General features: G+C 70.2%; 19 protein-coding genes. All 19 read right to left on the reverse strand.

The genetic code is table 11. The annotated features are described in order from the left end of the window. Window positions 1-16 precede the first annotated feature (16 nt). The 19 genes from hisE to FS885_RS04290 all read right to left on the reverse strand — a co-directional run bounded on the left by hisE (window position 17) and on the right by FS885_RS04290 (window position 22,785). On the reverse strand, window positions 17-334 hold the full coding sequence (gene hisE, locus FS885_RS04200; protein WP_144743752.1) for a phosphoribosyl-ATP diphosphatase: 318 nt from the start codon (window positions 332-334) through the stop codon (window positions 17-19). 74 nt (window positions 335-408) lie between these two features. Then, window positions 409-729 carry a phosphoribosyl-AMP cyclohydrolase gene (gene hisI / locus FS885_RS04205; protein WP_144743753.1) on the reverse strand — a complete coding sequence of 107 codons (321 nt, stop codon included), beginning with the start codon at window positions 727-729 and terminating at the stop codon, window positions 409-411. 53 nt (window positions 730-782) lie between these two features. Then, window positions 783-1,565, reverse strand: a complete 783-nt coding sequence (gene hisF, locus FS885_RS04210; RefSeq protein ID WP_144743754.1) for an imidazole glycerol phosphate synthase subunit HisF — start codon at window positions 1,563-1,565, stop codon at window positions 783-785. Window positions 1,566-1,575: 10 nt separating this feature from the next. After that, window positions 1,576-2,313, reverse strand: a complete 738-nt coding sequence (locus FS885_RS04215) for a 1-(5-phosphoribosyl)-5-[(5-phosphoribosylamino)methylideneamino]imidazole-4-carboxamide isomerase (protein ID WP_144743755.1) — start codon at window positions 2,311-2,313, stop codon at window positions 1,576-1,578. Beyond that, complete coding sequence (locus FS885_RS04220; protein WP_144743756.1) at window positions 2,310-3,041, reverse strand: glutamine amidotransferase-related protein; 732 nt, start codon at window positions 3,039-3,041, stop codon at window positions 2,310-2,312. The genes FS885_RS04215 and FS885_RS04220 overlap by 4 nt, the downstream gene beginning before the upstream one ends. A 22-nt stretch (window positions 3,042-3,063) precedes the next feature. Then, window positions 3,064-3,777 carry an imidazoleglycerol-phosphate dehydratase HisB gene (gene hisB, locus FS885_RS04225; protein ID WP_144743757.1) on the reverse strand — a complete coding sequence of 238 codons (714 nt, stop codon included), beginning with the start codon at window positions 3,775-3,777 and terminating at the stop codon, window positions 3,064-3,066. After that, a complete protein-coding gene (gene hisC / locus FS885_RS04230) occupies window positions 3,774-4,880 on the reverse strand; it encodes a histidinol-phosphate transaminase (RefSeq protein WP_144743758.1) in 1,107 nt (368 codons plus the stop codon). Before hisC ends, hisB begins: the two co-directional genes overlap by 4 nt. A 2-nt stretch (window positions 4,881-4,882) precedes the next feature. Beyond that, window positions 4,883-6,340, reverse strand: a complete 1,458-nt coding sequence (gene hisD / locus FS885_RS04235) for a histidinol dehydrogenase (RefSeq protein ID WP_144743759.1) — start codon at window positions 6,338-6,340, stop codon at window positions 4,883-4,885. Window positions 6,341-6,556: 216 nt separating this feature from the next. Next, a complete protein-coding gene (gene hisG / locus FS885_RS04240) occupies window positions 6,557-8,278 on the reverse strand; it encodes an ATP phosphoribosyltransferase (protein ID WP_144743760.1) in 1,722 nt (573 codons plus the stop codon). A gap of 337 nt (window positions 8,279-8,615) precedes the next feature. After that, window positions 8,616-9,482: a class II fructose-1,6-bisphosphate aldolase gene (gene fba / locus FS885_RS04245; protein ID WP_144743761.1), complete on the reverse strand. Its 867-nt coding sequence runs from the start codon at window positions 9,480-9,482 to the stop codon at window positions 8,616-8,618. 121 nt (window positions 9,483-9,603) lie between these two features. Beyond that, on the reverse strand, window positions 9,604-10,296 hold the full coding sequence (locus FS885_RS04250) for an MBL fold metallo-hydrolase (protein ID WP_144743762.1): 693 nt from the start codon (window positions 10,294-10,296) through the stop codon (window positions 9,604-9,606). A 63-nt stretch (window positions 10,297-10,359) separates the two neighbouring features. Beyond that, window positions 10,360-12,711 carry a RelA/SpoT family protein gene (locus tag FS885_RS04255; protein WP_144743763.1) on the reverse strand — a complete coding sequence of 784 codons (2,352 nt, stop codon included), beginning with the start codon at window positions 12,709-12,711 and terminating at the stop codon, window positions 10,360-10,362. 8 nt (window positions 12,712-12,719) lie between these two features. Continuing rightward, complete coding sequence (gene recJ, locus FS885_RS04260; RefSeq protein WP_144743764.1) at window positions 12,720-16,115, reverse strand: single-stranded-DNA-specific exonuclease RecJ; 3,396 nt, start codon at window positions 16,113-16,115, stop codon at window positions 12,720-12,722. A 232-nt stretch (window positions 16,116-16,347) separates the two neighbouring features. Then, window positions 16,348-17,715, reverse strand: a complete 1,368-nt coding sequence (locus FS885_RS04265) for an alpha-amylase family glycosyl hydrolase (protein ID WP_144743765.1) — start codon at window positions 17,713-17,715, stop codon at window positions 16,348-16,350. A gap of 729 nt (window positions 17,716-18,444) precedes the next feature. Then, window positions 18,445-18,585 (reverse strand): rubredoxin-like domain-containing protein, encoded by a 141-nt coding sequence (locus tag FS885_RS04270; protein ID WP_144743766.1) that lies wholly within the window; start codon window positions 18,583-18,585, stop codon window positions 18,445-18,447. A gap of 144 nt (window positions 18,586-18,729) precedes the next feature. Then, window positions 18,730-19,236, reverse strand: a complete 507-nt coding sequence (locus tag FS885_RS04275) for a flavin reductase family protein (protein ID WP_144743767.1) — start codon at window positions 19,234-19,236, stop codon at window positions 18,730-18,732. 114 nt (window positions 19,237-19,350) lie between these two features. Then, window positions 19,351-19,821, reverse strand: a complete 471-nt coding sequence (gene smpB, locus FS885_RS04280; RefSeq protein ID WP_144743768.1) for an SsrA-binding protein SmpB — start codon at window positions 19,819-19,821, stop codon at window positions 19,351-19,353. After that, window positions 19,808-20,695, reverse strand: a complete 888-nt coding sequence (locus tag FS885_RS04285) for a hypothetical protein (RefSeq protein WP_144743769.1) — start codon at window positions 20,693-20,695, stop codon at window positions 19,808-19,810. Before FS885_RS04285 ends, smpB begins: the two co-directional genes overlap by 14 nt. 23 nt (window positions 20,696-20,718) lie before the next feature. Next, the gene (locus tag FS885_RS04290; RefSeq protein WP_144743770.1) at window positions 20,719-22,785 is read right to left on the reverse strand and encodes a ribonuclease R family protein; all 2,067 of its coding nucleotides are present in this window, start codon (window positions 22,783-22,785) and stop codon (window positions 20,719-20,721) included. Between the last annotated feature and the right edge of the window lie 196 nt (window positions 22,786-22,981).

Below are 22,981 nucleotides of genomic sequence, written 5' to 3' on the forward strand. Positions count from 1 at the left end.
ACTGATCGCGCCCGGGCTACCTCATGCGCGCGTCGAGCTCGCCCGCGAGCTCCTCGACCGTGACGCCGTAGCGCTCGAGCACCACGAGCAGGTGGTAGACGAGGTCCGCCGCCTCGTAGCGGATATGGTCGTGGTCGCGGTCCTTGGCCGCCATGACCACCTCGCCCGCCTCCTCGATGACCTTCTTGAGGAGGCTGTCCTCCTTGCCCGTGAGCAGGCGCGCCGTGTAGCTCCGCTCGGGCGACGCGTCGCGGCGCGCATGGATCGTCGCGGCCAGGCCGCCTATGGTGGCGCCGATGTCCCCGTCGTGCACGTGGGCGGTTCTCTCCCCCATGGTTCCCCCTTGCTGATGGCGGCGCGGTGAGGGCCCTGTCGAGCGGCCCCGGCGCGCCGGGATGTGACATGTCCTTAAGCGTCGAGCCGCCTGAAGAAGCAGCTGCGGTTGCCGGTATGGCAGGCAGGGCCCGGCGAGTCGACCTTCACGAGCAGCGTGTCGCCGTCGCAGTCGGCCCAAAGCTCGACCACCCGCTGCATGTTGCCGCTCGTCGCCCCCTTGTTCCAGAGCTCCTGGCGGCTGCGGCTCCAGAACCATGTGGTCCCGGTCTCGAGCGTGAGGCGGAGCGATTCGGCGTTCATCCAGGCGACCATGAGTACCTCGCCGGTGTCGTGCTGCTGGACCACCGCCGGGATGAGGCCGGCCGCGTCGAACGTGAGCTTGTCGAGATCCATCGGCGTCCTTTCGACCGGGGCGGGCGCCATTCGGCGGCCCCGCGCGCTGAAAGCTAGAAATCGAGGCGCATGGGGATGCCCTGCGCCGCCATGTACTCCTTGACCTGGCGGATGCTGAACGTGCCGAAGTGGAACACGCTCGCGGCGAGCACCGCGTCCGCCTCGCCCTCGATGATGCCCTCGGCGAAGTGCTCGAGTGTGCCCACGCCGCCGGAGGCGATGACCGGGATGCCCACCGCGCGGGCGACCGAGCGGGTGAGCGCGAGGTCGAACCCCTCCTTGGTGCCGTCGCGGTCCATGCTCGTGAGCAGAATCTCGCCGGCGCCGCGGCGCGCGGCCTCCTCGGCCCAGGCGACGGCGTCGATGCCCGTCGGCGTGCGGCCACCCGCGACGTAGACCTCCCAGCGGTCGGCACCGGGCGCACCGGGCGCGCCCACGCGCTTGGCATCGATGGCGCAGATGACCGCCTGGCTGCCGAAGGCCTGGGCCGCAAGGGTGATGAGGCCCGGATCGCGCACCGCCGCGGAGTTGAGCGAGATCTTGTCGGCGCCGGCGGCGACCATGCGGCGCATGCCCGCCAGGTCGCGAAAGCCGCCGCCCACGGTGTAGGGGATCGAGAGCTCCTCCGCCGCGTGCGCGGCCATGTCGATGGTCGTCGCGCGGTCGTCGCTCGTCGCCGTGATGTCGAGGAACACGACCTCGTCGGCGCCCGCGGCATCGTAGGCCGCGGCGAGCTCGACCGGGTCGCCCGCGTCGCGCAGCTCGACGAAGTTCACGCCCTTCACGACGCGCCCGTTCTTCACGTCAAGGCAGGGTATGACCCGTTTGGTAAGCATGGGGCTCCTTTCAGCGCGCGGCGGCCGCGAGCGCGGCGGCAAGGGTGAAGGCGCCCTCGTAGAGGGCTCGCCCGGTGATGGCGCCCTCGATCGCCTGGGGGCCCGCCGCGGCGAGCGCGCGGATGTCGGCGAGCGACGAGATGCCGCCCGATGCGACCACGGGGAAGCCGGCGACCTCGGCGATGTGGCGGTAGGCGTCCACATCGATACCCGTCTGCATGCCGTCGCGCGAGATGTCGGTGAAGACCAGGTGCTTAAAGCCCAGGCCGGCGAGCTCGCCGACCACGTCGTCGGCCGAGCGCGAGACCCCCTCGCGCCAGCCGTTGACCTTCACCTCGCCGTCGCGCGCGGCGACGTCGGCCACGAGCAGCTCGCCGAACGCGCGGGCGGCCACCTCGGCGAAGCCCGGCTCGCGCACGAGCACCGTGCCGAGGGCGATGCGCTCGGCGCCGAGCGCGGCGAGCTCGTCGATGCGCGCGAGCGAGCGCACGCCGCCGCCGACATCGACCCGGATGCCCTCCACGTCGCAGATCGCGCGGATGGCGGCCGTGTTCGCCGCCCGGGCGTCATCGTCTTCCTCGAGCGCGGCAGAGAGGTCCACGACGTGGACCCACGTGGCGCCTTGCTCGGCGAAGCCGCGCGCGACGGCCGCCGGGTCGTCCGCGTAGACCTTCATGCGGGCGCGCTCGCCCCGCTCGAGGCGGACGACCCTGCCGCCCACGAGGTCGATGGCCGGAAAGAGTATCATGCGCGCAACCCCCTCTTGCGCTCGACGATGCCCACGAAGTTCCTCAGGATCTCATGGCCATGATGCGAAGACTTCTCCGGGTGGAACTGGCAGCCGTAGATGTCGCCGTGCCACACCACCGACCCGAAGTTGCGCCCGTAGTGCGTGAGGGCGGCGATATCGCCGGGAGCGACATCGTCGTCCAGGGCGTACGAGTGGGTGAAGTACACGTTCGTGCCCTCGGCGAAGCCCTGAAGCAGCGGGCACGAGCGGCCGCGCTCGGTCAGGTGCACCTGGTCCCAGCCCACGTGCGGGACCTTGAGGCGGCGCGCGGGCAAAACCGTGCAGGAGCCGGGAAGCACCCCGAGGCCGCGGACCCACATGCGCCCGTCCGCGGAGAACACCTCCCCGGGGGCGCCGGTAACACCGGCAGGGGCCGCCTCGTCGGCGGGCACGCCCTCGTCGCCGCGCTCGAACAGGAGCTGGAGTCCCAGGCAGATACCCAAAAAGGGCGTCCCCTCGCCGGCAGCCACGGCGTCTCTCACCGCGACGTCCTGCCCATGGTCGCGCATGAACGCGATGGCGTCGTAGAACGAGCCCACGCCCGGCAGCACGATGCCGTCCGCGGCGCGGATGCGCTCCGGGTCGTCGGTGACAAGCGCCGTGGCACCCGCGCGCGCGAGGCCGCGCGCCACGCTCGACAGGTTGCCCTTGTGGTAGTCGACCACCGCGACGACGGGACGGTCCATACCAGCCTCCCTTGCGCCCATGCTAGAGCGACCCCTTGGTCGAGGGGACGCCCGTCACGCGCGGGTCGAGCTCGCAGGCGTAGCGCATCGCGCGGCCCACGGCCTTGAACGCCGCCTCGATGATGTGGTGCGAGTTGGCGCCCGCGAGCTCGCGCACGTGGAGCGTGATGCCCGCGTCGCGCGCGAAGGCGTAGAAGAACTCGACGGCGAGCTCGGTATCGAAGGCGCCGACGCGCTCGGTGGGGCACGGCAGGTCGCAATACGCCTGGCCGCGGCCGGAGATGTCGATGGCCGCCATCACGAGCGTCTCGTCCATGGGCACCGCCACGTCGGCGAAGCGCGTGATGCCGCGCTTGTCGCCGAGCGCCTGGGCGAAAGCCTGACCGAGCACGATGCCCGTGTCCTCGACCGTGTGGTGGGCGTCGACCTCGGTGTCGCCTAGGGCCTCGACCTTGAGGTCGAAGAGGCCGTGGCGCCCGAAGGCGTTCAGCATGTGATCGAAGAAGGGCACGTCGGTCGCGATGTCGCAGTGACCGGTGCCGTCGAGCCCGAGCGTGAGCGAGATGTCGGTCTCGCCGGTCACGCGGTGCACGCTCGCCGTGCGCGGCTCGCCGATGGACAGGCTCGACCCCTTGAAGAGCGAGGTCAAGCCGGCGCTCTGGCGCGCGGTGCTCTCCGCCACCGTGGCCTGCGACGTCTCCTCGAGGTTGCGGGGCTGCTTCTTGTAGATGGTCATCGTGCCTCCTCCTCGATCAGGGCCGCAAGCGCGGCGATGACCTCGTCGTTCTCCTCAGGTGTGCCCACGGTGATGCGCAGGCAGTCCGCAAGGCCGGGCGCGTAGCTGAAGTCACGCACGAGGATCGAGCGCTCGTCGCGCAGGCGCTCGCGGATGCGGCTCGCGTGCGGAAGGCGCACCAGGATGAAGTTGCCCTCGCTCGGCCAGGTGCGCGCGGGCGCGGGGAGCCCGGCGACCAGCCTGGAGACGACCTCGTGCAGCCGCGCGCGCTCGCGCCGAATCGTCTCGATGACGGGCGCGAAGTCGTCGCGGTGCCTGAGCGCGGCAAGCGCCGCCGCCTGGGTGAGCGCGCCCACCGAGTAGATCTGGCGCACGGCGGCGTAGACGTCGATGATGTCGGGTGCCGCCACCACGTAGCCGCAGCGCACGCCCGCCTCGGCGAAGGCCTTGGAGAACGTCCGCAGCACGACGAGGTTGTCGTGCTCGGGCAGCAGCGCGAGCGCCGAGGTGCCGGGTTCGGCGAACTCCATGTACGCCTCGTCGATCATGACGAGGCCCGGGCACGCGTCGCAGAGCCGACCGACGAGCTCGAGCGGCATGAGGTCGCCCGTGGGGTTGTTGGGCGAGGTGAGGATCGCGAGGTCGGCGCGCGCGACGGCGGCGACAAGCGCGTCCGCGTCGGGAAGCATCGTGTCGGGATCGCGGAACACCTGCTCGACCGCCGTCTGGGTGAGGCCGGCGAACTGGGCGTACTCGCTGAAGTCGGGCGGGCAGGTGACGAGCGTGCGGCCCGCCCCGCCGAAGGCGAACAGGAAGTTGAAGATCCCCTCGTCGCCGCCGTTGCCCACGCAGATCTGCGCGCGGTCGAGCCCCAACCAGGACGCGAGCTCATCGCGGAGCGGGTTGGCCATGGCATCCGGGTAGCGGTTGAGCACGGACGCGGAGAGCGCCTCGTCCACGGCGCCGCGGGCCGCGGGCGGCAGGCCGTAGGTGTTCTCGTTCGCGGACAGGTTGATGCGCGTGGGCGAGAACATGGGGTCGTAGGGCTCGGTATCCACCAGATGCGCCTGGACGAGGGCGCGCATGCGATCGGAGAGCTGCATCGTTACGCCTCACCGCCTTCCGCGCTGCCCCGTTGGGCGTCGCTCGCGGGGCCCGCGGGCGCACCCGCCCCGATGGTCCGTGCGTCGTCTGAGGGCCAGGCGATCGCCGTGAGGTCGGCGTCGGCGAGGCGCGCGGCATCGAGCGGCTCCCCGGGCCTCTCAAGCATGCGGCGGCGCAGCCCGGCCGAGAGGGCGTGCGCCCAGAGCCCCTCGCCCTGGGCGAGCGTCTGGGTCGCCGGGGCATCGGCCATGAGGCCCTCCGGGGTGTAGCAGATCACCGACGAGCGCTTCTGGAAATCGGATACCGAAAGCGGGCTCGAGAAGCGCGCCGTGCCGCCGGTCGGCAGGGTGTGGTTGGGCCCGGCGACGTAGTCGCCGAGCGGCTCGGAGCTCCAGGCGCCCACGAAGATGGCGCCGGCGTTGCGGATCTGCCCCAGAAGGCCGATCGCGTCGGCGCAGTGGAGCTCCAGGTGCTCCGGCGCGACGGTGTTCACGGCATCCACAGCGCAGGAGAGGTCGGGGGCGATGACGATCGTGCCCTCGTTATCCAGCGAGGCGCGCGTGATGTCCGCGCGCGGGCTCTGGGCGCAGAAGAGCGCGAGCGCCCGCTCGACCTCGGCGGCGAGGCCCGCATCGCAGGTGATGAGGTAGCATGCGGCGAGCGGGTCGTGCTCCGCCTGCGCCATGAGGTCGGCGGCGACCACGGCGGGCTCGGCCGAGGCGTCGGCGAGCACGCAGACCTCGGACGGCCCGGCGATCATGTCGATGCCCACGTCGCCCGACACGAGCTGCTTGGCCGCCGCCACGTAGGCGTTGCCGGGCCCGGTGATGACGTCCACCGGGGCGATCGACTCGGTGCCGTAGGCGAGCGCGGCGACCGACTGCGCGCCGCCCACGGTGTAGATCTCGTCCACGCCCGCCACGGCCGCGGCGGCGAGCGTGTAGGGCGAGAGCCCGCCCGTCTCGCTCGCCTGGGCGTCCTTCTGGGGCGGCGTGACCATGACGATGCGCTCCACGCCCGCGACCTTGGCCGGCAGGGCGTTCATGAGCACGGTCGAGGGGTACTGCGCGCGCCCACCGGGCACGTAGATGCCCGCGGCGGCCACGGGTGTGACCTTCACGCCGAGGAGCGTCCCGTCGGCGCGCGTGGTGAACCAGGACTGCTCGAGCTCGCGCTCGTGGAAGGCGCGGATCTGGCGCGCGGCGCGCTCGAGGGCTGCGCGGAAGGCGTCGTCGACGAGGTCGAGGGCGCGTTCCAGCACCGTGCGCGGCAGGCGCAGGCTCGAGAGCTCGACGCCGTCGAAGCGGGCGCTGTAGTCGCGCAGGGCCGCGTCGCCGCGGGCGCGGACGTCGGCCACGATCTCGCGCGCCGAGGCGACGACGGCCTCGGGCAGCACGCCCTTGCGGATGAGCTGCGCGCTCCGGAGCCGCTCGCCGGGTTCGAGGACGATGGTCTTCATGCGGGAGGTCTCCCCTCTAGGATGGCCGGCGGGCGCCGCGGGCGCGCCCGCAACATCCACTCAGCCCGAAAGGGCGCACGGCGAAACCGTACGCCCCAAGCTGCGATTCTCGGGTCAACTTTAGCATGATAAAGCGTCCCGCACAAACCGCGGGGGCTCCCGTAACACGCCCGTCACCGTCCGGGCCGGGTGCGCGGGCCGGCGCGCGCCTGCGGTCTAGCGGCCGTCGAGCGCGGCCTCCAGGCGCCGTGCGAGCGCGAGCACGCGTGGGTCCAGGCGCGCGCGGCCGGGGTTGGCGAAGAAGCGCGCCGTGCACTCCATGATCTCGCCGGTGACGACCAGGTCGTTCTCGGCGAGCGTCGTGCCCGTCGCCGTGATGTCGACGATGCGGTCGGTCATCCCCACGATGGGGCCGAGCTCGATGTTGCCGTGGAGCGTCACGATATCGGCGGCGACACCGCGCCGCTCGTACCACGCGCGCGCGATGCGCGGGTACTTCGTGGCCACGCGCAGCGTCCCGCGGCGGTCGTCGGCGCGCTCGGCGGCGCCCGCGCGCCCCGCCGGCTCCGCCTCGATGAAGCGGCAGGCGCCGTAGCCCATGTCGATGAGCTCGAGCAGCTTGAGGTCCGCCTCGATGAGCGAGTCCCTCCCGCAGAAGCCGCAGTCCGCCCCGCCGCCGGCGACGAAGGCGGGCGCGTCGGTCGCGCGGACGATGACGAACTCGACGTCGCCCACCGCGTCCGGCCCCATGCCGTCGCGCCTGTCGGCACCGCGCACGATGAGCCGCCTGCCGGGATCGCGCAGCTCGGACGCATCGAAGCCCGCGGCCTCGAGCGCCTCGACGGTCCCGCCCTTGAGCGAGCCCTTGGGCACCGCGATGCGCAGCAGCGCACGCGGGGCCGTGCCCGCGGCCGCGCCCACCGCCGTACCCGCGTCCCCGCCGGACGTGCAGGCGTCGGCCAGCCGCTCGAGCGAGAACGCGAAACCGGCTGCCGGCACGCACGGCGCGGCGGCGAGCGCGCCGTCGAAGGTGGCGTCGTAGCGGCCGCCCGAGCCCACCGGGTCGGCGGACCCGGCCGCATAGGCCTTGAACACGAGGCCGGTGTAGTAGTCGAACGAGTTCATGAGAGAGAAGTCGAAGCGGATCGCCTCGTCCACGGCGGGCGCGCCGGCAGAAGAGCGGGCCGCCGCGGACGACATCCCGTCCAGAAGCGCGCGGAGCTCGGCGGTCTGCGACTCCTCGATACCGGCCCCGGCCGTGAGCTCGTCCACCCGATCGAGCGTCTCCCGGCCGCCCGAGAGGCGCGGCAGCGCGGAGAGCGCGCGGCGCAGCGGTTCGGGCACGGCGCTCTTCGCGAGGCGGGCATCCAGGTCGACGAAGTTGTTGGCGTGCACGAGCGCGAGCGCGTCGCGCGCGAGGGCGTCGTCCGCGCAGCGCGCCAAGAGCTCCAGAAACGGGCGGACGCTCCCGCACACGATGCGCCACGAGGGCAGCTCGAGCGCGCGGAGCACGTCGGCGACGAGCGAGACCATCTCCACATCGCCCGCGGCGCCGCCGCACCCGATGAGCTCGAACCCGAGCTGCGTGAACTGGCGGGCGGCCCCGCTGTCGCGCGCCTGCGCGCGCACCACGGGGGCCTCGTAGCGCAAGCGGAGCGGAAGCTCGGCGGCGCTGAGGCGCGTCGCGACCAGGCGCGCGATCGGCGGCGTGTTGTCGGGCCTCACCACGAGCAGGCGCCCGTCGTCGTCGAACAGCTTGAAGGGCGCATCCACCTCGCGGCCCTCGGTGTCCAGAGATGAGGGGTCCTCGATGAGCGGCGTCTCGACGGGAAGGTAGCCATGGTCCCGCATGTGCGCGCGGAACGCCTCCTGGATCCGCTCGCGCACGAGCGCCTCTTCCGGCAGGATGTCCCTGAAACCCCACGGCGTCGCCTTCATCCGGCATGCCCCTTCCCTCGCGGCCGCTCTTCCGCGCCATCGCCGTCCCGGCGATGGCGGGCCCACCCAGTTGGCAGTCGAACTACTTTACCACAGTGGAGTGTTCCGTCGGCGGCAACGGACCGTTCCGTTCATCGAGATACAGCGGGATGGACGGTTCTCGAAAAATGATCATGATCAGTGTCCATATCCATGTACCTCGATGAATCGGCTGACGCAGAGGGAGGGCTCGATGCGGCCACAGGTCGCCGCCTACGAAAACGGGCCCCGAAGTCGCCTTCGGGGCCCGTTCCAAAGCCGGGTGGCTATCGGTCGACCGCGAGAGCGGCAACGTGCTCTACGCCTTGTTGACGGAGCCGAACTCCTCCATGAGGGCCTTGGTCTTCTCGACGATGGCGTCACGACCGGGCTTGAGCACCTTGCGCGGGTCGAAGCCCTTGCCCTCGAGGTCCTTGCCGGCCTCGATGTAGGCGCGGGTGGCGGCGGAGAAGACGAGCTGGAGGTCGGTGTTCACGTTGATCTTCGCGACACCCTGCGAGATGGCCTTCTTGATCTGGTCCTCGGGGATGCCCGAGCCGCCGTGGAGCACGAGCGGCAGGTCGCCGACCTCGGCCTTGATCTCGGCGAGGCGCTCGAAGGAGAGACCCTGCCAGTCGGCCGGGTACACGCCGTGGATGTTGCCGATGCCGCAGGCCAGGAAGTCGACGCCGAGCTCGGCGATCTGCTTGCACTCGGCGGGGTCGGCGAGCTCGCCCGCGGAGGTCACGCCGTCCTCGGTGCCGCCGATGCCGCCGACCTCGGCCTCGATGGAGAGGCCCTTGGCGTGGGCGAGCTCCACGAGCTCCTTGGTGCGGTCGAGGTTGAGCTGGAAGGTCTCCTCATGGGAGCCGTCGTACATGATGGAGGTGAAGCCCGCCTCGATGGCCTTGAAGCAGTCCTCGTACGAGCCGTGATCGAGGTGCAGCGCCACGGGGACGGTCACGCCGCTGGCCTCGACGCAGGCCTTGACCATGTCGGCCACGACCTTGAAGTTGCCCATCCACTTGGCGGCGCCGGCGGTCGCCTGGATGATGAGCGGGGACTTGGCCTCCTCGGCGGCCTGGAGCAGCGCGAGGGTCCATTCCAGGTTGTTGGTGTTGAAGGCACCGAGGGCGTAGTGGCCGGCCTCGGCCTTCTTGAGCATGTCGGCAGCGTTGACGAGCATGTGAACCTCCAAGCGATTGGATGTGCCGATTACGCCATAAGGATACCACGCCAGGCGTCGGCGGGGCTAAACGTTGGCGCAAGCGCCCGGCACGTGCCGGGGATATGCCGCAGGGGCGAGGCTAGCCGTTCTTGAGCGCGAGCTGCATGAACGGGTTGGTCTCGCGCTCGCGGGCAATGGTCGTCACCGGGCCGTGCCCCGCGCAGACGAGGGTGTCCACCGGGAGCATCCGGCCGAGCTTGCCGAGCGACGCCATGATGGCGGTGTCGTCGCCGCCGTCGAGGTCGGTGCGGCCGTGGCTCCCCGGGAAGAGCGTGTCGCCCACGAAGGCGGTGTCGCCGTCTCGCGTGGCCGCGAAGAGCACGATGCCGCCGCGCGTGTGCCCGGGCGTCTCGATGACCTGGAGCCGGACCGAGCCGACCTCCACCACGTCGCCCTCATGGAGCAGGCGGTCGGGCGCGGGCGGCTGCTCGACGTTGAGCCCCCAGCCCCGCATGTGGGTCACCGCGGCCTCGAGGTAGGGCGCGTCGATGGCCGAGATGACGAAGGGCACCCCGTCGCCGAGCTCGCGGCGCATGCCGGCCACACCGCCCACATGGTCGCCGTGGCAGTGCGTGCACACGATGGCGCGGATACGCACGTCGGGGTGCTCCTCGGCGATGCGGGCGCAGATCCGCTCGCCCTTCCAGGCGGGGTCGATCACGATGGCCTCGCCCTCGGACATGACGAGGTAGGTGTTCGTGGAGAGCGGGCCCTCCTCATGGCTCTCGACCTGCATGGAGCCGGTCGGCGTGAGATCGAGTTCAAACGGCATGCGTCTTCCTTTCCAGCACGCGGCGCCCGCGCGGCCGCGAGCGGCAGGCGGGACCCGCGGCGTCTACGCGATGGGTTTCAGGGTCTTGTTGCCCTCGCCCGGCATGAGGCGGCGCGCGTCGTAGACGCTCTCCACCCTGCCGATCGTCGCGAGCAGCGGGTCGAGGCCGCTCGCGTCGGAGATCTCGACCAGGAAGCGCAGGATGGCCCCGCCCTCGCCGTCGGTCGAGGTGCTCGCCGAGAGGATGTTGCCGCCCGCGTCGCCGATCGCGATGGTCACGTCCTTGAGCAGGCCCATGCGGTCGAGGCACTCGACGACGATCTCGACCTGGAAGGTCGCGTCGGCGGCGTTGTCCCACTCGACGTCGATCATACGCTCGGCATGCTCCATGAGGCCCTTCACGTTGGGGCAGTTCGCCCGGTGCACCGAGACGCCGCGGCCGCGCGTGATGAAGCCCACGATCTCGTCGCCCGCGACCGGGTTGCAGCAGTGGGCCAGGCGCACGAGCAGGCCGTCGCCCGACTGCCCCTTGACGATGACGCCCGAGTTGCGGCGCTGCCGGCGCTGCGGCTTGCGGTTCGAGCCGCGGGCGGGCTGCTGCGGGGCCTCAGCGGGCTGCGGGCGGGGCGCGTCGATCGGCTTGGGGTCGAGGATCTGCTCCACGCGGTTGCCCACCATGCGCGGCGGCACCCTGCCCGAGCCGATCGCGGCGAACAGGTCCTCGATCGTGCGGTAGTTGAGCTGCTCGCACACGGTGCCGAGAGCGCGCGTGGACCGGGGCGTGGAGATGCCGTACCCGCGCTTGCGCAGGTCCTTGGCCAGGATGTCGCGGCCCGCGGCGGCGTCCTCGTCCTTGGTCGCGGCTGAGAAGTAGCGCTTGATCTTGGAGCGCGCGGACGGCGTCTTCACGATGTTCAGCCAGTCGCGCGACGGCTTGGCGTTCTTGTTGGTGAGGATCTGCACCTGGTCGCCCGTGAGCAGCACGTGGGTGAGCGGCGCCACCGCGCCGTTGACCTTGGCGCCGATGCAGTGGTTGCCCACCTCGGTATGGACGGCGTAGGCGAAGTCGAGCGGCGTAGCGCCGGCGCGCAGGCTCATGACCTCGCCCTTGGGCGTGAAGACGAAGATCTCCTGATCGTAGAGGTCGACCTTGAGGGAGTGGAGGAACTCCTTGGGGTCGTCGATCTCGTCGGAGGCTGCCCAGTCGAGCGAGTGCTTGAGCATGTTGATCTGGTCGTCCAGGCGCTGGGCGTCCGTGGACTTGGTGGCGGTGGAGCCGCCGGACTTCTTGTACAGCCAGTGCGCGGCGATGCCGTACTCGGCCTGCTCGTGCATCTCGTACGTGCGGATCTGGATCTCGAGCGGGCGCGCCGTGGGGCCGATGACCGTCGTGTGGAGCGACTGGTAGTTGTTGGACTTGGGCATGGCGATGTAGTCCTTGAAGCGCCCCGGCATGGGGTGCCACAGCGAGTGGACCGCGCCGAGCGCCGAGTAGCAGTCGCCCACGGACCGGCAGATGACGCGGAGCGCCACCAGGTCGTAGATCTCGGAGAACTCCTTGCCCTTGCGCTTCATCTTCTGGTAGATGGACCAGTAGTGCTTGGAGCGGCCGTTGACTTGGAAGCCCTCCATGCCCAGGTCGTGAAGCTCGTCGGTGAGCACGCGGATCGTCTCGGCGAGGAAGCGCTCGCGGACCTCGCGGCTCTCGGCGACCATGCGCGCGATGCGCTGGTACGCCTCGGGCTCGAGGTAGAAGAACGAGAGGTCCTCGAGTTCCCACTTGATGGAGCTCATGCCCAGGCGGTCGGCGAGCGGCGCGTAGACATCCATGGTCTCGCGGGCCTTGAACAGGCGCCGGTCCTCGCGCAGCGCCGCGAGCGTGCGCATGTTGTGCAGGCGGTCGGCGAGCTTGACGATGATGACGCGCATGTCCTTCGACATGGCGAGGAACATCTTGCGCAGGTTCAGCGCCTGCTTCTCGTCCATGTTGTCGACTTCGATGTTGGTGAGCTTCGTGACGCCGTCGACGAGCTCGGCGACCGTCTCGCCGAAGATCCCAGCCACGTCGGCGAGCGAGGTCTCGGTGTCCTCGACGGTGTCGTGCAGAAGGGCCGCGCACACCACGTCGCAGTCCATGTTGAGCTCCGCCAGGATGATGGCAACCTCGACCGGGTGGTTGATGTAGAGCTCGCCCGAGCGGCGCTTCTGGGCCGAGTGCTTCTCGGCGGCGAAGCAGTACGCGCGCTCGACCATGGCGCTGTCGGCGTCGCTCATGTACTTGCCGCACAGCTGCTGCAGGCGGTCGAAGTTGTCGGCGCAGATCTCGGGCGGGAGGTCGTCGGCAGAGGTGTAGTGCACCATCTGCGAGAACGAGGTGAGCGACGCGTCGTGCGCCGCGCGAGTTGCAGCATCCATCGAGATCCCTACCCTTCACGACCTTCCGCGAGCCGCCCCGGCCGCGGGACGATCGGACGGTTTACCTGTGCAAGCATATCACGAGCGGACGCGGTGAGCGCCCAGCTGCGGAACGACGTGAACGCCGAGCGCGTGCGCAGGCCCTCGAGGTACCTGATCGAGCGCGTGAGCGCCATGTGCCCCGGCTGCTCGGCCATGCTGATGCGCCGGGTGCCCGAGCGGTCGCGCACCTCGGCGAAGCCGAGCTCCTCGAAGATCGCGATGCCGCTCGAGACCGACCGCTCGTCCACCGGCGTGCGCGCGTCGATGGCGAGGCACATGTTCGCGATGTCCACATCGCTCGCCGGGAAGCTCTGCTCGCCGGTCTTGCCGCGGTGCGCGCGCCACATGGTCTGCAGCGCCCGGTAGAGCGTCACGAGCTCCTCGCGCTCGGGGGCGGCCGCATCGAGCATGCGCTCGTTGATGCGCGCGTCGCGCGTGGAGTAGAGCAGGTGTATGCACGCGGGCTCGCCGTCGCGGCCGGCGCGGCCGCTCATCTGGTTGAACTCGGTCGCCGAGAACGGCATGTGGTAGAGGACCACGTGCCTGATGTCGGGCAGGTTCACGCCCTCGCCGAACGCTGAGGTCGACACGATGCAGGTGAGCGCGCTCGCGCGGAAGGCCTCCTCGACGCGGGAGCGCTCCTCGCGCGAGAGCCCGGCGTGGTAGAAGGCGATGCGCCCGGCGAGCTCGGGCACGCGCTTGCGCAGGGTCCTGACGAGCGCCACCGACTGGTCGCGCGAGTTCACGTACACGACGCACTTCTCGCAGGTCGCCACGATCGACACGAGGCGCATCTCGCGCGCCGCGGAATCGCGGTCGTCCTCGAGCTCGAGGTTCTCGCGCACCGTGCCGTCGACGACCGTCCGCTCGATGCCGAGCAGCCGGCCGATCTCGTCGGCGCAGGCCGCGTCGGCCGTCGCCGTGACGGCGAGGACGGTCGGGTTCCTGAGGGCGCGGATCACCTCGGGCAGGTCGAGGTAGGCGGAGCGCTCGCCGGCGCGGGCGCGTGCGGCGTGGTGCGCCTCGTCGATGACGAGGAAGCCCGTGCGCCCCGCGCCCACGAAGCGGACGCGGTGGATCGAGAGGAACTCCGGCGTGGTGAGCACGATGTCGAGCTTGCCGGCGGCATAGGCCGAGAAGGCCCGCTCGCGGGCGGCGTCGACCGTCTCGCCAGTGAGCACGGCCGCCCGGATCCCCAGGCGCGCGCACGACGAGACGAGGTGGAACGCCTGGTCCGCCACGAGCGCGCGCAGCGGGTAGACGAGGATGCTCCCCCGATGGCGCGCGATGGCCTCGCGCGCGGCGTGCACCTGGAAGATAAGCGACTTGCCGCGCCCGGTCCCCATGACCGCGAGCGTGCTCTCGCCCGCCGCGAGCGCGTCGAGCGCCTCGCGCTGGGCGGGATGCGGGGAGGCCTGGCCTATGAACTCATGGAGCAGGGTGCGGGTGAGCTCGTCGTAGGAGAGCGTCTCGAGGAGCGCGCGACGGCGTGCCGCGGCATCGGGGCCGTCTGCAGCCGACGGCGGGAGCGGGGCGTCCTCGAGCACGGGGTCGCCGCCGTCGGCGCCAAGCGGGGCGCCGTCGGATTCGGCGAAGGCGTCGCGGTCGGACGCCGCCCCGTCGTCCCCGGGGTCCGTCGGGGCGCCGTCGCCGGCGGTACGGCAGAGGATGTCCCTCACCATGAGCTTGGGCTTGACGCGGCCCTGCCAGTGCTCGGCGACCGCCTCGAACACGAGGTCGACCACCGAGTCGCACGCGCAGAGCGCATCGACGTCGGGGGCGCGGAACATGATGGCCGCCACGCTCGCCACCCCGTCCGTCGCCGTGAAGCGCATGTGGTCGCCGGTCTTGCCCACGCAGAACCGGTCGGTCATCGAAACGCCCGTCGCCGCGAGCAGGGGCACCTTGTTCCCCTGGCCGAAGGGCTCGAGCAGCGAGATCTTCTCGATGGTCTCGACATCGAGCTCGGAGAGCCTCACCGTCGCGGCGACCTCGCCGGTGTCCTCGAACGCCTCCTCGGGAAGCTCCGAGAGCACCGCGTCGAGCCGCGAGCGCAGCTCGTCGAGGCGGTCGGCGGGCAACGTGACGCCCACGGCGTCCGCGTGCCCGCCGAAGCGCGTGAGCAGATCCGAGCAGCGCTCGACGGCATCGAACAGGTTGACGGCGCCCACCGAGCGCCCCGAGCCGCGCGCGACACCGTCCTCGATCGAGAAGAGGAGCGCCGGCACGTGGTAGCGGTTGACGAGCCTGCTCGCGACGATGCCCTTCACGCCCTCGTGCCAGCCCTCGCCGCCCACCACGATCACGCGGCCGCCGGTATAGGTCTCCTCCACGCGGCGGGCGGCGTCCTCGGTGAGAGCCGCCTCGATGTCGCGCCGCTCCTGGTTGATGGCCTCGAGCTCGGAGGCGAGCCGTCCCGCCTCGATGGGGTCGCGCTCGAGCAGGAGGTCGAGCGCCAGGGTGGGGTCGGCCATGCGGCCCGCGGCGTTGAGGCGCGGGATGAGCGAGAACGAGAGCGCATCGGCCGTGATGGTCGCGAGGTCGGTGCGGGTGAGCGCCGCGAGCGCGATGAAGCCGGGCCGCTCGGTCGCGCGCATCTGCGCGATGCCCTCGGCCACGAGCGCCCGGTTCTCGGGCGTGAGCAGCATCATGTCGGACACGGTGCCGAGCGCCGCCACCTCGAGGTAGCGCCGCCACAGGTCCGGAGCGCCCAGCGCGGCGCCGAGCGCCTGCACGAGCTTGAGCGCCACGCCCGCGCCCGCGAGCTCGTGCGAGGGGCCGTCGGCGACGAGCTTGGGGTCGGTCAAGGGAATGCCCTCGGGGACCATGTCCGCCGGCTCGTGATGGTCGGTCACCACCAGGTCGACCCCGCGCTCGCGCAGATGCGCCACCTCGTCGCGGGCCGCGATGCCGTTGTCCACGGTCACCACGAGCGACGGGTCGCACTCCGCCGTCACGCGGTCGAGCGCCGCCGCGGAGAGGCCGTAGCCCTCATCGAAACGGTGCGGGATGATGGGATGGACCGAGGCCCCGAGCTCCCGGAGCGCCTCGGTGAGCAGGCAGGTCGAGGTGATGCCGTCCACGTCGAAATCGCCGAACACCGCAATGCGCTCGCCGTCGCGCACGGCCCGCGCCACGCGCTCGACCACCTGGGGCATGCCCGGGATGGCGAGCGGGTCCGCCCAGTCGCGCTCGAGCGAGGGGGTGAGGAAGGCGCGCCCCTCCTCCACCGAGGAGATGCCGTGCGCGACCATGATGCGCGCCACAAGCGAGGGCACGCCGAGCCCCACGGCGAGGTCGTCGGCGAGACGGGGGTTCTCGGGCGCCACAGCCCAACGGTGACTCGTCCTAAGCGATGCCATGGCGCATCACCTCGACGGGCGTAAGGCTTACGGGTACGGGAGATAGGGGTGCACGGGCACGGTCGCGAACACGGCGACCGCACGCACCGGGGATGCGTTTCATGGCGACGTCCTTGTGAGATGCGCCCGCTGCGGCGGGCTAGGCTGTTGTCCGCTATCCAGTATACGCGGCGCGCGGACAAAGAAGGCGGACGCATCGGCCGACGGTCATACGGCCCGGTCGCGCATGTCCCTAGGAGCGCGCCTGAAGATAGCGAACCCCGTACGGGGGGAGCTCGAGCGCACCCGTGAGCTCCACCGGCGCGCCCCCGTCGAAAAGATCGGCAAAGACGCCCACAAGCTCGGCCGCCTCGATACGCGCCGGCTCCCGCGAGGCGTTCACCGCGATGAGCACCCGCACGCCGTCCAGAGCGCGCTCGAAGAGCAGCTGCTCGCTCGCGATGACCACGTTGCGGTAGCCGCCATACGCAAGCGCGGCGGCCGCCGGCGCAAGGGCGCCCGTCTGGGGATCGCGCGCGGTGCGCGCCGCGATGAGGCGCTCGATGAAGGCGGTGAGGTCGGTGCGTTCCGGCATGTCGAGCGCCGGCCTGAGCGACCAGTCACTGCCCGCGCCCTTGACGCCTTCCATGCCCCACTCGCTGCCGTAATACAGGCAAGGGATCCCCGGCATGCCGAAGAGCGCGCCGTATGCGCAGGGTATGTGCCCGGGGTCCGCGAGGATGCTCGCGAGGCGGGTCACGTCGTGGTTGTCGGCGAACGAGAGCAGGTGCAGCCCCCGGTAGATGCACCAGGGGTCGCTCCCGAACTGCCGATGCAGCGAATGGGCGATCTCGAACATGTTATGGGAGTTGAAGCTCGAGTACAGGCCCTTATAGCACTCGTAGTTCGTGCACGAGTGCAGCATGCCGTCGCGCACGAGCTGGCTGTAGTCGCCGTGGAGCGTCTCGCCGATGAGCGCGAACTCCCGGCCGGGGCCGCCTTGGGCGCCGAACTCGTCGGCAAGGCCGCGCAGGCGCCCCATGAAGCCTCGGTCGAGCGAATAGGCCACGTCGAGCCTGAGGCCGTCGATATCGAAGGCCTCACGCCAGAAGCGCACACAATCCAGCAGGTAACCGGCCACCTCGGGGTTGGCGAGGTTGAGCTTCACGAGCTCGAAGTGCCCCTCCCAGCCCTCGTACCAGAACCCGTCGCCATACGGGGAGTCGCCATCGAAGTTCGTGATGAACCACTCGCGGTAGCGCGCGTCCCACCCGTGGGCCTTAAGGTCCTGGAACGCCCAGAAGCCGCGGCCCACATGGTTGAAGACCGCATCGAGGACCACGCGGATCCCCCGGTCATGCAGGGCGCGCACCACATACGCCAGATCCTCGTTCGTGCCGAGGCGGCAATCGACGCGCCGCAGGTCGCAGGTGTCGTAACCGTGCGTCCCCGACTCGAAGACGGGGTTGAGCAGCACCGCGCCGATCCCCAGCTCATGCAGATAGTCCGCCCAGTCGGCGATATGGCGCACGCGCGGCACGCAAACGCCGTCGTTTACCTGCGGTGCCCCGCACATACCGAGCGGGAAGATCTGGTAGAAAACGCTCTCATATGCCCACATGGCGCCCCCTCGCGACCGCATCCAAGACGCTCCGCCTCCCCCGCCGGGCTCCGCACCCGCGGCTCCCCGGATCGGACGGTTCGTGCGCCCTATTTTGACGCTTCATCAACAAGGTCTCAAGCGCCCGCATCGACCGCGCCCCGACGGCACAATCGGAGCCGTGATCCATGTATGCCGTTCCCCCTACGGACGCTCAAGAGACCGCAACGGTCCTGCGCCCCCAAATCCACCGTCGTATCATGCGGATTATGCCTACCGCATTACTATCGTAAGATTTCTTCATTCTCAAAAAAAGATTCGCACTGTTTCTGCATTCTGAATTTCACTATCGTAATGTTTATGCATTCATGAAATTCTATCGTACGATTAATGCATTCTGAGATTGACTATCGTACATTTTCTGCATTTCTACCAATCCTATCGTAAGATAAATTCAGAAGTTTATTAGATTTTACATATTAATTACGATGATACTGATGGAATGCAGAATTCGTACGATACCAGTGGTTCATCTGCATGATTCGTACGACGATGCGCGTTCTTACGACACCAACCCCGGGATGCATCATCCACCTGGCCGCCAGCACCTCTCCCCATGCCATCGATAGACCGCCCCAGAAGGTAAACCGACATATCGCACCGCTTCGCCCGGGCGCGAGACGAACAAGGGCCGCGAGCGAACTCGCGGCCCTTCGCTAGACAGCCGATCCTTCGTGGATGCGGAGCGATCTACTCCTCGACCAGCTCGAACTGATCGGGACCGACGCCGCAGACGGGGCACACGAAGTCCTCGGGCAGCTCGGGCGTATCGACCTCGACCTCGTAGCCGCAGACGACGCACACGAACTTGTAGGTCTTCTCGTCAGCCATGGGGACCATCCTTTCATAGGCGATGAACTTACCGGTAGTATATCCACCCCGACCGTTCTCAAACCTATCGAGCGCCGATCAGGGAATCTTAAACATTTAGGACACATTCTCGATAAGATATGCGCGGAGCAGCTCCGAGACGGCCTACGATGCCTGGTACGAGGATGCCTTGGGCGGTGTCTTCCCCTTGAGCACGGCATGGTAGTAGCCGTACGTGAGGGGCTCCTCGTCCGAGAGCACCTGCGCGTCGGCGACCTCGCCGATGAAGAGGTAGTGCGTGCCCACATCGACGGTATCGATGAGACGGCAGGCGAGCAGGGCGCAGACGTGCTCGGGCGAGTAGGGGCTGCCCACCGTCGACGTCTCGCAGCCGTACTTCTCGAACTTGTCGTAGGTGTCGCTCGAACGGAAGCCGAAGTTGCCGATATAGGGCATGTCGGCCGTCTTGTCGATGACCGTGACCGTGAAGGCGCCCGCCGCGGCGATCACACCCGCGGTGACGTTCTCCTTGTTCACCGCCACCGAGACGCGCGGCGGCTCCGCCGTGACCTGGACGGCCGTGTTCACCACGCAGCCGGCGCGCCTGCCGTCGGCCTCGGCCGAGACGACGTACAGGCCGTAGCTCATCTTGAAGAATGCTGTGAGGTCCATGGGGCTCCTTCCCATCGGGTGGGACCGGGTAGTTGCCCGTATGGTACCCATTGCGGCCCCCTACGCGCAGGGGGATTCTGCGAACGCGACGCGCCGAGCCGCGGAACATGCCGGCTAGCGGTTGCGCTCCTTGAGGGCGCGCTCGATCTCGCGCTGCATGTCGCGCTTGGCCATGTCCTCGCGCTTGTCGTAGAGCTTCTTGCCGCGGCCGAGGCCCAGCAGGAGCTTCACCCGGCCGTTCGCGTCGAAGTAGAGCTCAAGCGGCACGAGCGCGTAGCCGCGCGTGCGCAGCTTGGCGTCGAGATGGTCGATCTCCTTGCGGTGCAGCAATAGCTTGCGGCGCCGGTCGGGATCGCGGTTGAAGATGGTGCCGTGGCTGTAGGGATGGATGTGCACCCCCACGAGCCAGCACTCGCCGCCGCGGATGAGGGCGAAGGTGTCGGTGATCTGGCAGGCGCGCTCGCGCAGGCTCTTCACCTCGGTGCCGGTGAGCGACACGCCGCACTCGTAGGTCTCCTCGATGAAGTACTCGTGCCGGGCGGAGCGGTTCTTGGCGATGGTCTTGCGCTCCCTACGCGTGGGCATCGGCGCTCGCCTCCTCGGGGTCGTCGCCGCGCTCGGCGGCGAGCTCGGCATCGGATTCGCGGACGAGCTGGATGAGCGCCCGCACGGCGTCCTCCCCCACCAGGTCGCGAGCGCGGAGCGTCAGGCGCGCCGCCTCGTCGCGGTCGCCCGCCTGCGAGGCATCGGTCGCGCACATGATGAGGCAGATGGCGATCTCGGCATTGGGGTCGGTCGGGACGCCCTGGGCGGCGAGAGCCGAGGTCGCCTCGTCGTCGGAGAGCTCGGCGGCGTCGGGCGCCTCGTCCATGAGGCGGGCGAGCAGCCGGCGCGTATGGCCGTCCGTGGGCGCGAAGCGGGCGGCACGGCGCGCGCATCCGGCAGCCGCGGCGCCCTCTCCCTCGTCGAGGAAGAACTCACCGAGCGCGGCGTAGGCGCGGCCGACATGCGCGGCGTCCGCGGCGCGCTCGAGCACCGAGAACGACAGCGACGCCCACTCCTGCCGGTCGCCGAGCATATGGAAGAGCTCCGCCAGGTCGAGCCTGTACGCGCAGTTCATGGGGTCCCAGCGCACCGCCTGCATGAGGGCGTCGCGCGCGAGCGCGTGCTCCTGCTGGCTGATGTAGGCGAAGGCCAGATCGGCGTACACGCGGTCGAAGGGTGCCCCCACCTGCACGAGCGTGCGCGGGTCGCCCTCGACGCGCCGGTACGCGAGGCGCTCGAAGGCGTCGGCGAAGCAGAAGTACTGCACCTCATCGCTCGCCGGGCACGCGGTGGCGGCATAGTCCTCGACGGCGTCGCGCAGCTCCAGCAGGGCGGGAAGGGCGGCCTCGGTGTCCCCTTGCCCCAGGAAGTTCTCTATGCGGTTGAGGTCGTTCTCGTCGAACGGCAGGTCCATGGCCCCTCCTATCGTCAAGGCTATCAGTGTAGCGTACGCGGGCCCGCGACGAGCGCGAGATCGAGATGCCCGCGCAGGACGTCGCAACGCCGCACCTCGACGATCACCCGATCGCCCGGGCGGACCGTACGGCCGGTCGCCGCCCCGGTGTAGGTGAGGGCGCGCTCGTCGAGCTCGAACCATTCGTCGCCCAGGTCGCGCACGTGGATGAGGCCCTCTGCCTCCGACCCCTCCAGGCGCACGAACGCGCCGAGCTGGTCCACCCAAGTCACGGTGCCCCTCAGGCGCTCGCCCACGCGGCGGGAGAAGTAGCGCGCCACCTCGACCTTCTGGGAGGCGCGGCCCGCCGCGTCCGCGATGCGCTCGCGGTCGCTCGAGGAGCGGCAGAGGGCGGGCGCGATGCGCTCCAGGCACTCGCGGCCCTGGCCGGTGAGCGCGCGCATGCGCTCGCGGGCCGCCCGCTCGCCCAGGCGCTCACGGGCGAGCGCGACCTTGAGGGCACGGTGCACAAGGAGGTCCGGATAGCGGCGGATCGGGCTCGTGAAATGGCAGTACGCACTCGCCGCGAGCGCGTAGTGGCCCGCGTTCTCCGGCCGGTAGACCGCCCGCTGCATCGCGCGCAGGAGCAGCGCGTTCACGAGCTCGGCAGACGGCGTGCCGGCAGCGCGCGCGAGCACGGCGCGCATGGCCGCCTGACTGCCGAGCGAGATCTCCGCTGCCTCCTGCCGGCTCACGATACCGAGCTCCGCGAGGGTCGCCGCCGCGTCGTGCAGATGGTCCGGCGAGGGACGGTCGTGGACGCGGTACGCGCAGACGATGTCGCGCGCGGAGAGCCACTCCGCCACGAACTCGTTGGCGGCGAGCATGGCCTCCTCGATGAGGCCGGTGGCCTCGGTGCGGTGCCGGCTCGCGAGCTCGTAGGGCCAGCCCTCCTCGTCGAGCAGGGCATGGACCTCGACGGTGTCGAAGTCGACCGCGCCGCGCTCGAACCGCAGCCGCCTGCGCAAGCGCGCGAGCTCGGCGGCGTCCGCAAGGAAGGCCGCGAGGTCGACGCCCGCGGCCGCCGCGGTGCGCAGCTCCTCGGTCGCCGTAGAGGCATCCCCCTCGAGCACGGCATCGGCCTGGTCGTAGGAGAGGCGCACCCGCGAGCGCATGGCGCTCGGGAAGGCCTCGCCCCCGCGCAGGCGCCCCCGCCCATCGAAGCGCATCGCGACCGTGAACGCCAGGCGGTCCTCGCCGGGCCGCAGCGAGCAGAGGTCGCACGAGAGCCTCTCGGGCAGCATGGGCAGCACGCGGTCCGCAAGGTAGACCGAGGTCGCCCGGCGGCGCGCCTCGAGGTCAATCGCGTCCTCCCAGGCGACGAAGTGCGACACGTCCGCGATATGGACCATGAGGTCGAAGCCGCCGTCCGCGCGGCGCGCGATCGATATGGCGTCGTCGAAGTCGCGCGCGTCGACGGGGTCGATGGTCAGGGCGAACGCGTCGCGGACGTCGCGGCGGAGCGGGTCCGCGAGCGCGCCCTCGATATCGAGCGCGAGGCCCTCCGCCGCGCGGAGCGCTGGCTCGGGATAGCCGTCCTCGAGGTCGTAGCGCGCCATGATGCAGCGGATGCCCAAATCGGGCGCATCGGCGTCGCCCAGCCGCCGCTCGATGGTCACCACGCCCGACTCGTAGCGCGAAGGGTAGCTCTCGATGCGCGCGCTCACCACGTCGCCCTCGCGCACGCCGAGCTCCTGGGCGGAGCGGTCGCGCGGAAGAACGAAGAAATCGGCCTTGAGGCGCGTGTCCAGGGGGCGCACGCAACCCAAGGGGCCCGCCGGCGCGAAGGTGCCCACGACTGTGGTCGCCGCGCGCTCGATGACGCCCTCGACGACCGCGCGCCGCTCGCCGCGGTTGCCGCGGTGCGTGCTGATGGCGACGGTATCGCCCGCCATGACCTCGCGGAGCGACCTGCCCGCGAGCCTGAAGGTCCCCTCGGCCGTCTCGACCGTACCGCCCGCCTCGGTGAGCCGCACGGTGCCGGTGAGGCTCGGCCGGCGCTGGCCGCGGGTCGGCTTGCGGCGGTTCGCCGCATGTCGCTTGCGTCCCATGGAGCCCTCCTTCTCGCAATCCTCGTACCCATCTGGTGTCGTGCCCCACCGCTCGCAGGGCCCGCGCATCTCACGCCCCGCCGCCTCGACACCCCGCCCATCGCCCCGATAGAGCAAAGGGCCGGCCACCCCCGCCTGCGCGCGACCGGGTCGCGGGAATCGCAGCACCGAGGATGGCCGGCCCCTGACGAGGTCA

It is taken from the genome of Enorma burkinafasonensis, assembly GCF_902150035.1.
GTDB classification, from domain to species: Bacteria; Actinomycetota; Coriobacteriia; order Coriobacteriales; family Coriobacteriaceae; genus Enorma; species Enorma burkinafasonensis.